This is a genomic window from Priestia sp. P5 (assembly GCF_029522155.1).
GTDB lineage: Bacteria > Bacillota > Bacilli > Bacillales > Bacillaceae_H > Priestia > Priestia megaterium_E.
The window spans coordinates 1,816,931-1,832,174 of record NZ_JAKWFJ010000001.1 but is presented as its reverse complement, the minus strand read 5'-3'; the positions used below and the strand labels follow the sequence as shown (position 1 = coordinate 1,832,174).

The 15,244-nt window shown below is 39.8% G+C and carries 11 protein-coding genes; 2 read left to right on the top strand and 9 right to left on the bottom strand.

Annotated features, from left to right (window positions below; all coding sequences use genetic code 11):
* The gene (locus MMB69_RS10045) at positions 1-1,482 is read right to left on the bottom strand and encodes a type I restriction-modification system subunit M (protein ID WP_047750626.1); all 1,482 of its coding nucleotides are present in this window, start codon (positions 1,480-1,482) and stop codon (positions 1-3) included.
* Positions 1,483-1,989: 507 nt separating this feature from the next.
* Between MMB69_RS10045 and MMB69_RS10040 the strand changes: the two genes are divergently transcribed.
* Positions 1,990-3,114 (top strand): site-specific integrase, encoded by a 1,125-nt coding sequence (locus tag MMB69_RS10040; RefSeq protein ID WP_047750625.1) that lies wholly within the window; start codon positions 1,990-1,992, stop codon positions 3,112-3,114.
* A 60-nt stretch (positions 3,115-3,174) separates the two neighbouring features.
* Here MMB69_RS10040 and MMB69_RS10035 read toward each other — a convergent pair whose 3' ends face one another.
* From MMB69_RS10035 to MMB69_RS10005, 7 genes are all read right to left on the bottom strand, one after another.
* Positions 3,175-4,407, bottom strand: coding sequence for an aminopeptidase (locus tag MMB69_RS10035; protein WP_025751295.1), 1,233 nt, complete (start codon positions 4,405-4,407; stop codon positions 3,175-3,177).
* A gap of 131 nt (positions 4,408-4,538) precedes the next feature.
* Positions 4,539-5,333 (bottom strand): IclR family transcriptional regulator, encoded by a 795-nt coding sequence (locus MMB69_RS10030; protein ID WP_221784836.1) that lies wholly within the window; start codon positions 5,331-5,333, stop codon positions 4,539-4,541.
* A gap of 51 nt (positions 5,334-5,384) precedes the next feature.
* Positions 5,385-6,161 carry a fumarylacetoacetate hydrolase family protein gene (locus tag MMB69_RS10025; RefSeq protein WP_221784835.1) on the bottom strand — a complete coding sequence of 259 codons (777 nt, stop codon included), beginning with the start codon at positions 6,159-6,161 and terminating at the stop codon, positions 5,385-5,387.
* A 107-nt stretch (positions 6,162-6,268) separates the two neighbouring features.
* The gene (locus MMB69_RS10020; RefSeq protein ID WP_221784834.1) at positions 6,269-8,446 is read right to left on the bottom strand and encodes a malate synthase G; all 2,178 of its coding nucleotides are present in this window, start codon (positions 8,444-8,446) and stop codon (positions 6,269-6,271) included.
* Positions 8,447-8,617: 171 nt separating this feature from the next.
* Complete coding sequence (locus MMB69_RS10015; protein ID WP_221784833.1) at positions 8,618-10,069, bottom strand: FAD-linked oxidase C-terminal domain-containing protein; 1,452 nt, start codon at positions 10,067-10,069, stop codon at positions 8,618-8,620.
* Positions 10,053-11,414, bottom strand: a complete 1,362-nt coding sequence (locus MMB69_RS10010) for a (Fe-S)-binding protein (RefSeq protein WP_221784832.1) — start codon at positions 11,412-11,414, stop codon at positions 10,053-10,055. The genes MMB69_RS10015 and MMB69_RS10010 overlap by 17 nt, the downstream gene beginning before the upstream one ends.
* Positions 11,415-12,740 carry an FAD-binding oxidoreductase gene (locus MMB69_RS10005; protein ID WP_221784831.1) on the bottom strand — a complete coding sequence of 442 codons (1,326 nt, stop codon included), beginning with the start codon at positions 12,738-12,740 and terminating at the stop codon, positions 11,415-11,417. It lies immediately after the preceding gene.
* Positions 12,741-13,122: 382 nt separating this feature from the next.
* Here MMB69_RS10005 and MMB69_RS10000 point away from each other — a divergent pair, with 382 nt between their 5' ends.
* Positions 13,123-14,823, top strand: a complete 1,701-nt coding sequence (locus MMB69_RS10000) for an L-lactate permease (RefSeq protein WP_264407809.1) — start codon at positions 13,123-13,125, stop codon at positions 14,821-14,823.
* A 57-nt stretch (positions 14,824-14,880) separates the two neighbouring features.
* Here MMB69_RS10000 and MMB69_RS09995 read toward each other — a convergent pair whose 3' ends face one another.
* Positions 14,881-15,153: a hypothetical protein gene (locus tag MMB69_RS09995; RefSeq protein WP_264407811.1), complete on the bottom strand. Its 273-nt coding sequence runs from the start codon at positions 15,151-15,153 to the stop codon at positions 14,881-14,883.
* Between the last annotated feature and the right edge of the window lie 91 nt (positions 15,154-15,244).

Below are 15,244 nucleotides of genomic sequence, written 5' to 3'. Positions count from 1 at the left end.
TCACTCACAATATCCCAACTCCTTCAAGTACCCATACATAAGCATTTCAATTTCTTCCCGCTCTTTCTCCAACTTGCGCAGTTCAACTATTGTTTCAGCTACATCAATTTGTTCTTCCTCTTCTGTTGTGTCAATATAGCGAGCAATGTTTAAGTTATAGTCGTTTTCACGAATTTCTTCTATGTCTACTGAACGACAATACTTCTCCACTGCTTCATATTTGTCATAAGCCGCTACAATTTTTTTGATATCTTGGTCACGCAATATATTTTGGTTCTTCCCTTCTTGATAGTCTCTAGAACCATCTAAGAAGAAGACTTTATTTTTACGCTCTTTTGACTTGTTACGGTTTAGAATAAGGACACACGCTGGAATACCTGTTCCATAGAATAAACTTGAAGGTAATCCAATTATTGCCTCAATTAGGTCTTCTTCTATAATATCGTTACGAATTGTTCCTTCTGCTCCTCCACGAAAGAGAATACCATGAGGCATGACTACTCCAGCTTTCCCTTCGTGGTTTAGTGTAGTAACCATATGTTGAATAAACGCATAGTCTCCTGCCGTTTTTGGTGGTAATCCAAAGCGGAAACGACCATACTGGTCACTCTCTGCATCTTCACGTCCCCAGTTTTTTAAACTAAATGGCGGGTTAGCAATAACACGGTCATACAGAATAAGTTCTCCTTCTTCAAGTAATTTCGGGTCACGAATTGTATCTCCCTTTTCAATACGATGGTCGCTTAATCCATGCAACAGGAGATTCATTTTGCAAATAGCCCATGTATTAAGATTTCTTTCCTGTCCATGAAGAACAAGGTTACGAGGATTTCCACCTTTTCCTTTAATATAGTCTACAGATTGGATAAGCATACCGCCAGAACCTGCTGTAGGGTCACATACACGCATTCCTTCTTCAGGCTTAATTAGTTTAACAATCAATTCTACTACTTTACTTGGTGTGTAGAATTCTCCACCCTTTTTCCCTGCATCATCAGCGAACTGCTTAATGAGATATTCATACGCACGACCAAGCATATCTGGTTCTGGTAGGTTATCATTACTTAAGTCAATTTTTGAAAAATGTTGAATCAATTGAACTAAAAGATTGTCAGGTAACTTTCCTTTATCGTTAAAATCAATGTTTGCTAGTACCCCTTGTAACGATGCATTCTCTTCTTCTAGTTTTTCAAAAGCCTTATTAATAGCATCACCAATATCTTGTGTCTTGGAGCGGATATCATCCCATCTTGCTCCTTCTGGAACGAAGAATTGGTGTTCATCACGGTCGTACCACCCGTAATCATCTTTCTCTTCCTCTTCAATGCGTTTTGCTGTTTCCACGAATACATCATTCAGGCGTTTGAGAAATAGTAATCCGAATATATAGTTCTTATAATCAGAAGAGTCAATACTTCCTCTTAGTATATTTGCAGATTCCCATAAATGGGATTCAAGTTGTTGTAACGTCAATTTGTCCATGTTCTTTCCTCCATTGATACTCTATCTGTATCCACGTATTTGTGGATAAGGTTGTCTAGCTTCTACTATACCAAAATGAGGACATTATAACTATGCTTTTTCCTAATGGTAGAATTCTGTGTAGAATAAAGCTTTTAACACTAGAACTAATAAAAGCAATATTTTATTAGTCAGCTATCGTTTCGGAAGGTTTGTGACGTGTATGTATACCTACTATAGGTTATGCTTACAGAAAGAAGGCTGTAATATGTGGAAACTACCGCCCCTCTGCTTATCCTTCACTTTGAAAGGAAGAAGAGCATCCATATTAGACTCTCTTTCATCGTTGCTTATTCTACAGAAATTAGGCTCATATCAACATTTAAAACTTTCTCAAGTCAGGGTAAAACATTAGCTAAATAAGATTCATTAAACCTTTACATATTTTCTTTAATCCCTGTATGTTAAAATTACCTAAGGAAGCCTTTAATTACTACTAGCTTAAGAGCAATACAGGAGGCTCTTAAGATGCAAGGAAGTGTAAAAAAAGATAAAACAACAGGGAAATATTATTTCATAGTAGATATTGGTAGAGACGAACTAACAGGTAAACGAAGACAAAAGAAGAAACGTGGCTTTACAACGAAGAAAGAAGCGGAAAAAGCTTTAGCAGTTGTACTAAATGAGTTAAACTTAGGTACTTTTATAGAACCACAGCTAATTGATTTAGATAGTTTTATAAAGGAATGGTTTATAGAAAGACAGACACAGTTAGCTAAAAGTACATTAAAGAACCATCAGTGCTTATATCGAAATCACCTTAAACCTAAGTTAGGTCATTATAAGCTACAAGATTTGAATCCAATCGTTCTTCAAAAGTTTACTAACAGTTTGGTGGCTGATTCTTCTCTTAGTCACAATTCTATTCGGAAGCTTTTATTCCTAATGAATCAGCTGATGAAGAAGGCACATGGTTTAAAGCTCATCTCTGAGAACCCATTAATGCATGTGAATATACCAAGAGAAGTAAAATCAGAAATGAGCATTTGGGATTTGAAACAAGTAAATTACTACATTGCTAATGCTAAACAAAATAGATATTACACAATTGTTCTTATGGCTCTGCTTACTGGGATGCGAAAAGGAGAAATCCTAGGGCTACGATGGAGAGATATTGATTTTGAAAAACAGGTTATCTATATTAGACAAATCTATGACGGGTATGCAAAAGAACTTAAGGTGGGGGCTAAAACAGCGTCTGGTGTACGTTCTATTCATATTCCTGATATGCTTGTTAATCAATTGAAAAAAGAGCGTAAGAAAGTATTAGCTAATAAACTTAAACAAGGTATAGCCTATAATGATTATGACTTAGTGAACTGTACAAAGTTTGGCAACCCCTTAGATTCATCTACTTTATCGAAGAGATTTAAGAATCATGCTAAAAAACTTGGACTACCTGTGATACGATTTCATGATTTACGTCATACGCATGTAACAATGCTAATTCAGCAAAATGTGAATGTGAAGGTTATCTCCGAACGTGTTGGACACTCTTCCATTCAAATCACATTAAATCAATACAGCCACGTCTTGCCGAGTATGCAACAAGAAGTGGCTGATAAATTGAATACCTTATTCGTTAATATGTGACCAGCTTGTGACCAATCAAAAGGTTAAGGTGGTTAAAACCCTATTACATCAAGGTTTAATTCAAAACGCCCAGTTCCCTTTTCTAAACACAGGCTCGCTTGTACCGTCAGCTTTGATGCCGTCGATGTCCATTTCAGCTGAGCCAATCATGAAGTCAACGTGGGTGATGCTGTCGTTTGCTCCGTTTTGTGATAGCTCTTCTTTAGACATCGTTTTTCCACCTTCTAAACAGAAGGAATACGAGCTGCCGATGGCTAAGTGGTTGGATGCATTTTCGTCAAACAGCGTGTTGTAGAAAATGATGTTTGACTGAGAAATTGGCGATTGATGCGGTACTAAGGCTACTTCTCCTAAGTATTTGGCACCTTCATCTGTTTCAATTAGGTGCTTTAACGTTTCTTCGCCTTCTTCTGCTTTTACATCAACAATTTTTCCGTTTTCAAATGTTAGCGTGAAGTTTTCAATTAAGTTTCCTGCGTAGCTAAGCGGTTTTGTGCTCGTTACTTGACCATTTACGCCGTCTTTTTTTGGAAGTGTGAATACTTCTTCTGTTGGCATATTGGCCATAAACGAGTTGCCGTCTTCATTAACACTGCCTGCGCCAACCCAAATATGTTTGTCAGGAAGCTCAATTGTTAAATCTGTTCCTGGCGCTTTATAGTGAAGCTTAGCAAATCTCTTTTCATTTAAAATGTCTACTTTTGTATGTAATGAAGCGTTGTGCTCTTCCCATGCGGCTACTGGATCTTCTTGATCTACGCGCACAGATTTAAAAATAGCTTCCCACAGTTTTTCTTGCTGCTGCTCTTCTGGAACGTCAGGAAATACTTTAGCTGCCCAGTCTTTTGAAGGAACAGCTACGATGGACCAGCTGATTTTATCGGATTGGATCGCTTCACGGAATTTTTTCATTGCTTTTCCGCTTACTTTTTGGAACGCAGCAATACGTTTGCCGTCTACTCCTTTTAGTAAGTCAGGACCGCTTGAAATTACAGATAAAACAGCGCCTCCGTTTTTCACAAGCTCTTCTCTTGCTTGAGCTTTCCAAGCAGGAAATTCATTAAATACAGATTCATCCGCTTTTTCGTATTTCAAACGAACTAAATGATCGTCATGCCAGTCTACATCAACAGACTTTGCTCCGGCTTCGTACGCTTTTTTCGCAATTTCACGAACAAAATCAGCGGAAGAAATATCGGCATTAATGTTTAATACTTGCCCTTTTTGAATGTTTACCCCGACTTTTACAGCCAGCTCGGCGTACTTTTCAATATTGCGCTCAAACTGTTCCATAATTTATCTCCTTTACGTATATATTCTAACGACTTTATTGTATCATGAATAAAACATCAATTAAAAATCCTAGCCTATAGTTTACATAATATAATTACGTTATTTTACAGCAAAAGTTTGTTCTCGAAGAATCAGAACAAACTTTTGTCTTTCACAGATTCAGTTTTGTAGCCGAGCCGCTTCGAAATGTTCTTGCCTATATCAACCATGCGTTCTTGAAGATACGTTAATCGCTCATTTGTCATACGCATGGTAGCACCGGAAATGCTGACTGCGGCAACGACTTGACCAAGGTGATCAAAAATAGGCGCTGCGATGCAAGTAATTCCGTATTCATTTTCTTCTAAATCCAGCGCATATCCTTTTTGTTTTACTTCTGAAAGTTCTCGAAGAAAGCTTTCTTCATCTGTAATGGTGTGATCGGTATGAGCTGGTAAGCCTTTTCTTTCAAGAATGCTTGTTACCGTGTTAAGCGGTAAAAAAGCTAGGATAGCTTTACCGACAGACGTACAGTGCATAGGCGCTCTTTTCCCCACTTTTGAATGCATGCGCAGCGTCTGATTGCCTTCTAATTTTTCAATATACACTACTTCACCTTGATCGTAGACAACAAGATGAATAACTTCATTTGTTTCACTTTCAAGTTCTTGCAAAAACGGCTTTGCTTCCGTTCGTAGATCAATAGAATCTAAAAGTTTTGAACTTACTTCTAAAAACTTATACCCAAGCTTGTACCGCCCGTTTTCTTGATCTTGTTCAATATAGCCGTACTGAGCAAGAGTAGTTAGAATACGGTATACGGAGCTTTTGTTGATGTCCATTTGCTTTGCAATTTCTGTGACGCCTACCCCTTCTCTTTCCATGCTGACAATTGTGACGATATCCAACGCCCGGCTTACAGACTTCACCATATTTTCTCTCTCCATTTTTTTCTCTCCTTTATGTGTCGTGTTACTGCCGGGCATTTTTTATCACTCTTATACGTTTACACGTTCTTTCTCTGCAGCAAACGGATTTTGGAGGGTTCCAATTTCTCGGATGGTGCATTCAATGACATCGTTTGCGCTTACCAGCTCCGCGCCGACCGGACTTCCTGTTAAAACCACATCTCCCGGCTTAAGGGTCATAACAGTAGAAAGGTAAGCGATCATTTGCTCAACGGAAATAATCATTAAATCTGTCGAGCTATTTTGTTTTTCAACGCCATTTAAAAACGCTTTTACATGAATGGATTTAAAATCAAGCTCCGTTTCGATTACGGGGCCAAGAGGCGTAAATGAATCAAAGGATTTTCCAATAGTCCAGTGCCCGTCTTTATGAAAATAATCCGGAGCCGTTACATCGTTTCCAATTGTATACCCAAATATATAGTCCAGCACGTCTTCTTTTGCGATGTTCTTCGCTTCTTTTCCAATAATAACTGCAAGCTCGGATTCAAACTTGACGTGCTTAATCGCAGTTGGAATGACAATGGCCTCGTTTGGACCGATCACAGAGGATGTGGGCTTAAAAAAGAAGACAGGAATAGAAGGCACTTCTCTTGGCAGCTCCGACTTTGCAGCTGCATAATTTGCGCCTATTCCAATAATTTGATTCGGCTCTAAAGGAGCCAAAAGCCTTACTTCACTCGGTGAAAAAGTCTGCCCTGTATAGTCCCATTTCTCAAATATATTTCCTTTAATGACGCTGATCGTATCCTCTTTTAGTACACCTGTATGACGGCTATCTTGTACAGCGAACCTTACAAATTTCATAACATAGCTCCTTTTCCCATTTGCTTGATTTTAATAAGAATAGTAGATAGTCAGATTCTGAAGGTGTAAGTACAGCCTGCCATCCCTATGCTGACAGGCCGTTTGTTTTACTGTTTTATAGCTGCTTTTGCCTTTGCTTCGATACGGCGGCGATGTAAAATGGGCTCCGTATAGCCGTTTGGCTGATCATAGCCTTGAAATACTAAATCGCAGGCTGCCTGAAAAGCAATGGATGCGCTGTAGTTCGGTGCCATTGGCTGATACAGAGGATCATTTTCATTTTGTTGATCCACTACTTTTGCCATTCGCTTGAGCGTCTCCGTTACTTGTTCTTTTGTACAAATTCCATGATGAAGCCAGTTAGCTACGTGCTGACTGGAAATACGAAGCGTTGCCCGGTCTTCCATTAGCCCTACATTATTAATATCCGGTACTTTTGAGCACCCTACTCCTTGGTCGACCCATCTCACTACATACCCAAGTATTCCTTGAGCGTTGTTGTCGAGCTCCTGCTGAATTTCATCTTTGCTCCAATTTGGTTTTTCTGCCACAGGAATTTGCAAAATGTCATCTTGTAAATCAGCAGACTGAGTAAGCAATTCGTTTTGAACATCTCTTACATCAATTTGATGGTAGTGAAGAGCATGAAGCGTTGCTGCGGTTGGTGAAGGCACCCATGCCGTATTCGCTCCTGCTTTTAAATGCCCCACTTTTTGTTTAAGCATTTCCGCCATCATATCCGGCATTGCCCACATTCCTTTTCCGATTTGAGCGCGGCCTTGGAATCCGCTTGCTAAGCCTACATTTACATTAGACTGCTCGTAGCCTTGAAGCCATTTAGACGCTTTCATATCATTTTTACGGATAACAGCGCCCGCTTCCATTGAGGTATGAATTTCGTCACCTGTTCGATCCAAGAATCCAGTATTAATAAAAGCCACTCGGTCTTTTACTTCTTTGATACACGCTTTTAAATTAAGCGTCGTGCGGCGCTCTTCGTCCATTACGCCAATTTTAATCGTATGACGCTCAAGCCCTAGCATATCTTCAATTGAATTAAATAACGTGTTGGCAAAAGCCACTTCTTTGGAGCCGTGCATTTTCGGTTTAACGATATAGATAGAGCTCTTTTTAGAATTTTGATACGTGCCGTTTTTAAGCAAGGTGTGTTTGGCAATTAAACTAGTAATCACGCTGTCTAAAATACCTTCATAGATTTCGTTGCCGTTTCGATCTAAAACAGCGCTGTTTGTCATTAAATGCCCAACGTTTCGAACAAACATAAGCGAACGGCCGGACAGTGAAATCTTTTTCTTGTCGGGAGAAACATAAGTACGGTCTGGATTTAAACGCCTTGTCATGTTTTGACTTCCTTTTTTAAAAGTAGACGTCAAATCACCTTTCATTAATCCTAGCCAGTTGCGGTAAACATCTACTTTATCTTCTGCGTCTACTGCCGCTACTGAATCTTCACAGTCCATAATCGTCGTAAGAGCTGCTTCCATTAAAATATCTTTTACACCCGCATCGTCTGTTTTGCCAATCGAATCCGTACGATCAATTTGAACTTCAAAATGCAGGCCGTTGTTTTTGAATAAAAGAGCATCAGGGCTTTCTTCTTCTCCTTGATACCCTACAAATTTCTCTTCTTCCTGTAATTCTGTTAAACTGCCATCGTTTAATTGAGCGACAAGCCTTCCATTTTCAAGGCTGTACTGAACCACTTCCGCATGAGAAGACTGAACGAGCGGAACAATTTCATCAAGAAAATTCTTCGCAAACGCAATAACTTTTTCTCCTCGAATTGGATTGTAAGAACTCGTGCGCGAAGCTCCATTTTCTTCACTGATTGCATCAGTGCCGTAAAGAGCATCATATAGACTTCCCCAGCGTGCATTAGCAGCGTTAATAGCGTACCGGGCATTATTTACAGGTACAACAAGCTGCGGTCCTGCCTGGTAGGCAATTTCGCTGTCTACTCCTTCTGTACCAATAAGGAAATCGTCTGTCTTGTCTTCTAAATAGCCAATTCTCGTTAAAAACGATTTGTATTCGTTAAAGTCACCGTCAGGATTTTCTTGATGCCACGCATTAATTTGAGCTTGCAGCTGATCACGCTTTTCTAACAAACGTTTATTTACGGGTGTTAACTCGGTTACTAACGCTTCAAAATAAGACCAAAAATTTTCTGTACTTAGGCCGCTGTCCGGGAGAGCTTCCTCATTGATAAATTGATAGAGAACTGGAGCTACTTTCAGATTTCCAACTTGTTTGTAGTTTGTCACCGTCTGTTTCCTCCTCTTACTTCTTTACATTTTTAGATTTGGACGCGCTTTTATTTCTTTTTGCCAAAATGGTTAAGACGAACATATGCGGTGCTGTTTCTTATTGCGAAACAGCGTTTTATTTTTGTTAAAAAAATCATATCATCGAGCGAGTGTATTTTCAAGAATTTTCTAAAAATATTCTACTTTTTTCATTTCTTTTTTGACTTCAGCGCAGCGGCTCGGACTTGGAAAAAGCTTTCCTGCATTTAATAGATTTTTAGGATTAAATACTTCTCGTATATTCGTTTGTGCTTGAATTTCATCTTCATTGAAAACAAATCGCATTTCTTCTTTTTTTTCAATGCCCACGCCGTGTTCGCCGGTAATCGTTCCTCCTACTTCTGCACATATTTGCAAACATGCGCTTCCGGCGTCGAGTGCTTTTTCAGTTTCCCCTGGCTTTCTAGCATCAAATAATACAAGCGGATGTAAGTTCCCGTCTCCGGCGTGAAAAATATTGGCAATGCGAAGGCCAGATTCTTGGCTAATTTTGTTAATTCGCTTCAGCACTTGAGGCAGTTTGCTTCTTGGAATAACGCCGTCTTGTACGAGATAGTCAGGGGATATGGCTCCCATCGCTCCAAATCCTGTTTTACGATTTGCCCACCACCTCGCGCGCTCTTCTTCACTTTCAGCTACTTTCACTTCCCGTACGTTTTGTTTTTTACATACGTCTAAAATACGAAGGATTTGCTCTTCAATACCGGCTGAAATGCCGTCTACTTCAATTAATAAAAGAGCTTCAATATCTCTAGGGTGTCCGACTGGAAACGCAGCAGCTTCCACTCCTTCAATGGCGGTTTTATCCATCATTTCAAGCGCAGCAGGCACAATGCCGGCTGATATAATGTCTGATACCGCTTGACTGCCGTCTTCTACGCGGTCGAAATAGGCAAGAACCGTTTGTTTTGCTTCGGGGTTTTTCAAAATGCGCACCGTAATTTTTGTAACGATTCCTAACGTTCCTTCTGATCCCGTTAAAAGTCCTAATAAATCATATCCCGGTTCATCTGGAATACCTTGCTTGCCAAGTTCAATCACATCTCCATTTGGAAGCACCACCTCTAACCCTAAAATATGGTTGGTAGTTACCCCATATTTAAGACAGTGTGCCCCTCCTGCGTTTTCCGCTACATTTCCGCCAATGGTGCAGCAATATTGACTCGAAGGATCAGGTGCATAATAATATCCTTTTTCAGAGATTGAATTGGTTAATCTAAGATTAATAAATCCCGGCTCTACAACGGCACGCCTGTTTTCATAGTCGACGCTAAGAAGGCGCTTCATTTTCACTAAACTAATAACCACTTCATTATTAAGAGGAATCGCTCCCCCGCTTAGACCTGTGCCTGCTCCTCTTGCAAGAAAAGGCAAATCATGTTCATTGCAGTATTTAACAATGCTAGAAACTTCTTTCGTATTTTGAGGAAATACCACCGCTTTAGGCAAATGTCTATGAATAGTAAACCCATCGCAGTCGTACGCAAGCAAATCTTCTTTATGATGCAAAATAGAATGAGCATCTACTAGTTGAGAGAGATTTTTTACGTGAAGATCTTTTATTCTATTTTTCTTCAACACGATGTGCTTCCTCCTCTTCTTTTTGATAGGCCCACTCCAAAAGCTGTACCGTGTGAACAATTTGCTGACTTCGTCCATATTTTTTTACTCCTACTGCCATCTGCAGCATACATCCTGGGTTTCCCATTGAAATCATTTCTACGTCATGAGGCACGTGTTCCATTTTACTTTGAAGCACAGCCCCCGCCATATCAGGATTTGTTAAATTATAAATTCCTGCACTTCCACAGCATCGGTCCGCATTAGCCATATGAACCATTTCCACTCCCGGAATAGAAAGCAAAATATCTCTTGGTTCTTTCCTAACTCCTTGACCATGAGCTAAATGACAAGCATCGTGATACGTAATGCGCTTATGCAGCTTTGCCTGCGGGGGGCGATATCCCGTATCGTGAAGGTATTTTGAAATATCCTGGACTTTTTCAGCAAAGACTTCGGCTTTTTCAAGCCACTCTTGCTCTTCTTCTCTAAATAGTTCAGGATACTCTTTTAACATGCAGCCGCATCCTGCAGCGTTTACAATAACAGTGTCCGCATGTTGAAAAGCCTCTATATTTTTTTTGGCAAGCTGTCTTCCCATGTCTCGGTCTCCTGCATGAACGTGCAAAGCACCACAGCACGTTTGAGAGGGAGGAATAACAACGTCGTTTCCATTTCTTCTTAATACATTAAGAGTCGCTTCATTAATATCACTGAACATGACGTCCATGATGCAGCCGGTTAAAAAAGCCACTTCTGCTTTTCTTTCGGCTTTTGCTTTTAGAACGCGTTTCTTTCTATATTTTTTTCGAACAGAACGGGTAATTTTAGGCATTACATGTTCCATTTCTGCTAGATGTACTGGCATCATATTTAACATGCCAGTTGTGCGCATCACTTTTTGTATTCCGCTTTTTTGATACAGCTTCAATAAGCTTCCTGCAGCTTCTAAGCGATGAGAGTGAGGAAAAAGTCCCTTTAGAAAAAATTTGCTGATCATGCCTTTCCATCCCGTCAAAGGCATCGCCTGACGAATTTGGCCGCGAGCTTCTTCAATGAGTCCGCCAACGTCTACATTTGCAGGGCAAGCAGTTGTACAGGCCCGGCAGTCCAAACAGGCAAAAACAGGGTCTATAAACTGTTCATTCACGCTTATTTTTCCTTCTGCTACCGATTTGATAAGGTGCACGCGTCCTCTTGGTGAATGCTGTTCTTGCCCCGTTATTTCATAAGTAGGACAAGACTCCAAGCACATTCCGCAGTGTACACAATCCGCCCATTTTTTTTCGTCTGGCGCGTCTTTCCACAAATAATTGCTAACGCTTTGACATGGAGCATCTTTGATATCCGCTTTCGCTGAATTCACTTAGATTCCTCCTATAAATCGTTTATAGTTAAGCACATTTTTAGCGTCCACCTTCGCTTTAATTCCTGCTAGTAACGGAAAATGAGAAGGTTTTTCTCCCCATACATTTACTTTTTGACGCAGTATAAAAGGCAAATGTTTAACGACCACATATCCTCCGTACGTTTTAGCAGTTTCAGTAAATGAAGTGATAACGGAAAGAATGGCTTCTTCTGAGCCCTTTATGTAGACCGAACAAAGACCGTGTCCAACTCCTCCGTGTGCTTTTATCAGCATTGGACGGGACGTTTTTAATGCAGTACTTTTGTTTATTACATTGAGTACATTCATATTTGGTACGCCAATTTTTAGCACGGCTTCCGTTTCCTCTTCGGAAGAACAGTGTGCACCATTTGGACTAATGTTACTAAAAAATCCCCAAAATACCTCGGCTTCTTTTTCCTGCAGTACTTTTAAAATCGTATCAGACGGCTGAATGTTTTTGATGTAATTCTCTTGATAATGAACGGAACTTTCCACATCTTCAAAGCTAATTACAAGCGTAAACAAATGCTGCCCTATTATATCTTCAGCTAGAGAAGGACTTAATAATTCCAAGGAAACGGGCTCTATCATGGAGTCTAGGACTTTGCTAACAAAAGCATGGATTTCTTCGATGTTGCTCTTTGAAAAAGAAAGAAAAAGAACGCTTTGATATTTAGGCAGCGGACGCAGCTTTAACGTTATTTCGGATATAACGCCGAGCGTTCCCATTGAACCAATAAACAGCTTATTCATATCGTAACCAGCCACGTTCTTGACGACTTTTCCTCCGGAACGAACAATGGTTCCATCTGAATATACGACTCTCATGCCGATTACTGCATCTCGAGCTGATCCATAAGACAAGCGCTTTGGACCACTTTCATTCGCTGCAATAACCCCGCCAATGGTAGCGTAGTCTCCTAGAGCTGGATCAAGTGAAACTTGCTGATTGTACGTTTTTAAATACGTTTGCAGCTCTCCAAACGGCGTACCAGCTTTTACAGTAACCGTCATATCACCTACTGTATGTTCAACAATTCCGCTGTATTCAGTCAGCGAAAGCAAAAGGTCTGCTGTGTCTATAAGCCCGCCAAACCCTTTTTTTGTACCGTTCCCTTCAATGACGACTTTTTTTCCGTGTTCCGTCGCATACTTTAAAACGGCTGCTATTTCTTGTTCTGAAGTTGGCTTAACATGCAGAGACCCGTTATTTCCAAGGAAGTGATTCATATGCTGTTCTTCAAGTGTGGAAGGATGAGATAAAATGGATTTTAAATGACCTGGAAGCTTCGACGTACTCAATAAATTGACTCCTCTCGTTTTGTAATAGCAAACACCGTTTCACTAATAACATAAAGAAGTGCCATATATAATACGACTAAAAGTAGTAGATTAATAAGAAGAATAATTAGTAGAAAAGATGAAAAGATATATTTCAAGCGCTTACAATCATTAAATCACCTATTCTTGGGATTTTCAACCAGTATTTTCTTCTTATCAACAAAAAAATGTCCGTTTTTTAGAAAAAAAGTTTCTTTTAGTACTTGCCTATCACAAAAGGATTAGAATATAATGTAAGCGAATTCATTTTTACATAAGTCATCAGATGACCTTATCATCGTAGCTTTAATGGTTTCGTTTTACTAAATTCGTAGTTCACTAATTTGAAAATGAGGTGTTAGTTATGACATGGACACAGCAGTTCACTCCTGTAGGAAACAGCGTCATTTGGTCTTCATTAATCGCTTTGATTCCTATTCTTTACTTCTTTTGGGCTCTGGCTATTAAACGAATGAAAGGTTATATGGCTGGGATTACAACTTTACTGGTCGCACTTGCCGTTGCAATACTTGCTTATAAAATGCCGGCTAGCATGGCTTTTATGTCAGCAAGTCAAGGAGCTGTATACGGTATACTGCCGATTGGATGGATTATCATTACATCCGTTTTTCTTTACAAACTAACCGTAAAAACCGGTCAGTTTGATATTATTCGTACCTCTGTCGTATCTATTACAGAAGATCGCAGACTTCAAGCTTTGTTAGTTGCTTTTTCGTTTGGAGCCTTTCTTGAAGGTGCTGCTGGTTTTGGTGCACCTGTTGCGATTTCAGCAGCTTTGCTTGTAGGCCTAGGTTTTAATCCGCTGTATGCCGCGGGCTTATGTTTATTAGCAAACACAGCACCCGTTGCTTTTGGTGCAATCGGTATTCCTATCACGGCTATGGAAGGTCCTACTGGAGTAGCGGCAATGGAAATCTCTAAAATGGTAGGCCGCCAGCTTCCTTTTATTTCTGTATTTATTCCGCTGTATTTGGTTTTTGTAATGGCAGGATTTAAGAAAACAGTAGAAGTACTCCCTGCTATTCTAGTATCAGGCATCTCTTTTGCCTTTACCCAGTTTGTCAGCTCTAACTTTTTAGGACCGGAACTTCCCGATATTTTATCGGCACTCGTTTCACTTTTTGCGCTCGCTATTTTCTTAAAATTCTGGAAACCGAAAACAACGTTTCGCTTTCAATCTGAAAAAGCAGCACATGAAGTAGCTTCCGCTTCAGCTGAGCCAAGAGAAACTCAAGATCAACCCGCATTCACGGGGGCTCAAATTGCAAAGGCGTGGTCACCTTTTTTAATTTTAACGATCTTTATTTCTATATGGGGAATTCCTCAAATTAAAACCGCTTTGACAGGACATTATGAAGGAGCTAACGCTTTTTTGAGCGCTATCAATTCCATCGGACATTATTTAACGTTTATGCCAGAAGTACCTTGGTTAAATAATTTAATTTTAAATGGAAATGGAGAACCGATTGCGGCAGTGTATAAGTTAGAATTACTAGGCGCTGCCGGCACAGCTATCCTGTTGTCTGCTGTTGTCACAAAATTTATCGTCAACATCTCTTGGAAAGAATGGTTTATTACGTTTAACGAGACGTGCAAAGAATTAGCGTTGCCGCTGCTTACCATTATGTCAGTTGTAGCATTTGCTTACGTGACAAATGCTTCTGGAATGAGTACAACCTTAGGACTGCTGCTAGCTAAAACAGGCGCGTTATTTCCCTTTTTCTCTCCTGTACTCGGCTGGCTTGGTGTTTTTATTACAGGATCAGATACATCAGCCAACTTATTGTTCGGCAACTTGCAAAAAATCACGGCTACGTCTATTGGAATGGATCCGCTTCTTGCGCTTGCAGCAAACTCTTCTGGTGGAGTAACCGGTAAAATGATTTCACCGCAGTCCATCGCTGTTGCCTGTGCTGCGGTTGGGTTGGCTGGAAAAGAGTCCGATTTGCTTCGTTTTACGGTGAAGCACAGCTTATTTTTACTACTGATTGTCTGCGTATTAACATTTTTACAATCCAATGTATTATCGTGGATGATTCCTTAATCAAAAAAGCTTCCGCAGCTAGAGGTGACCCTCTGCACGGAAGCATTTTTCTTTTAGTTAAGATCGATTGATGGCATATACAACAAATAAAACTATATCTAGCAAAATCATCACAACACCGACAAGTAGCCAGATGTTTCCTTGAGTCTTTTTCTCTCCATCTTGCATTTCAAACGCTCGAATAGCAAATACAATTCCAAGCGTAAACACAAGGAAAAAAAGCTGACGGTAATCAAAAAACGACAGTACGACAAAAATTAAGGTAAAAAACACCATAATCATTTCTAAAATTCGATAAGGCTGCTTTTGACATGCTAATAATAGTTTCATTTCTTGACCTACTTTCATCCCGTTTCTAATAGCGTTATTTTACTATTAATTTTAAATGAGATGTTAGTGTTTCGAGCACTGTTCACTGTTT

Excerpts from the sequence above, each read along its gene's own strand:
- MMB69_RS10045 (WP_047750626.1), bottom strand. The coding sequence starts at position 1,482 with ATGGACAAATTGACGTTACAACAACTTGAATCCCATTTATGGGAATCT.
- MMB69_RS10040 (WP_047750625.1), top strand. The coding sequence starts at position 1,990 with ATGCAAGGAAGTGTAAAAAAAGATAAAACAACAGGGAAATATTATTTC.
- MMB69_RS10035 (WP_025751295.1), bottom strand. The coding sequence starts at position 4,407 with ATGGAACAGTTTGAGCGCAATATTGAAAAGTACGCCGAGCTGGCTGTA.
- MMB69_RS10030 (WP_221784836.1), bottom strand. The coding sequence starts at position 5,333 with ATGGAGAGAGAAAATATGGTGAAGTCTGTAAGCCGGGCGTTGGATATC.
- MMB69_RS10025 (WP_221784835.1), bottom strand. The coding sequence starts at position 6,161 with ATGAAATTTGTAAGGTTCGCTGTACAAGATAGCCGTCATACAGGTGTA.
- MMB69_RS10000 (WP_264407809.1), top strand. The coding sequence starts at position 13,123 with ATGACATGGACACAGCAGTTCACTCCTGTAGGAAACAGCGTCATTTGG.
- MMB69_RS09995 (WP_264407811.1), bottom strand. The coding sequence starts at position 15,153 with ATGAAACTATTATTAGCATGTCAAAAGCAGCCTTATCGAATTTTAGAA.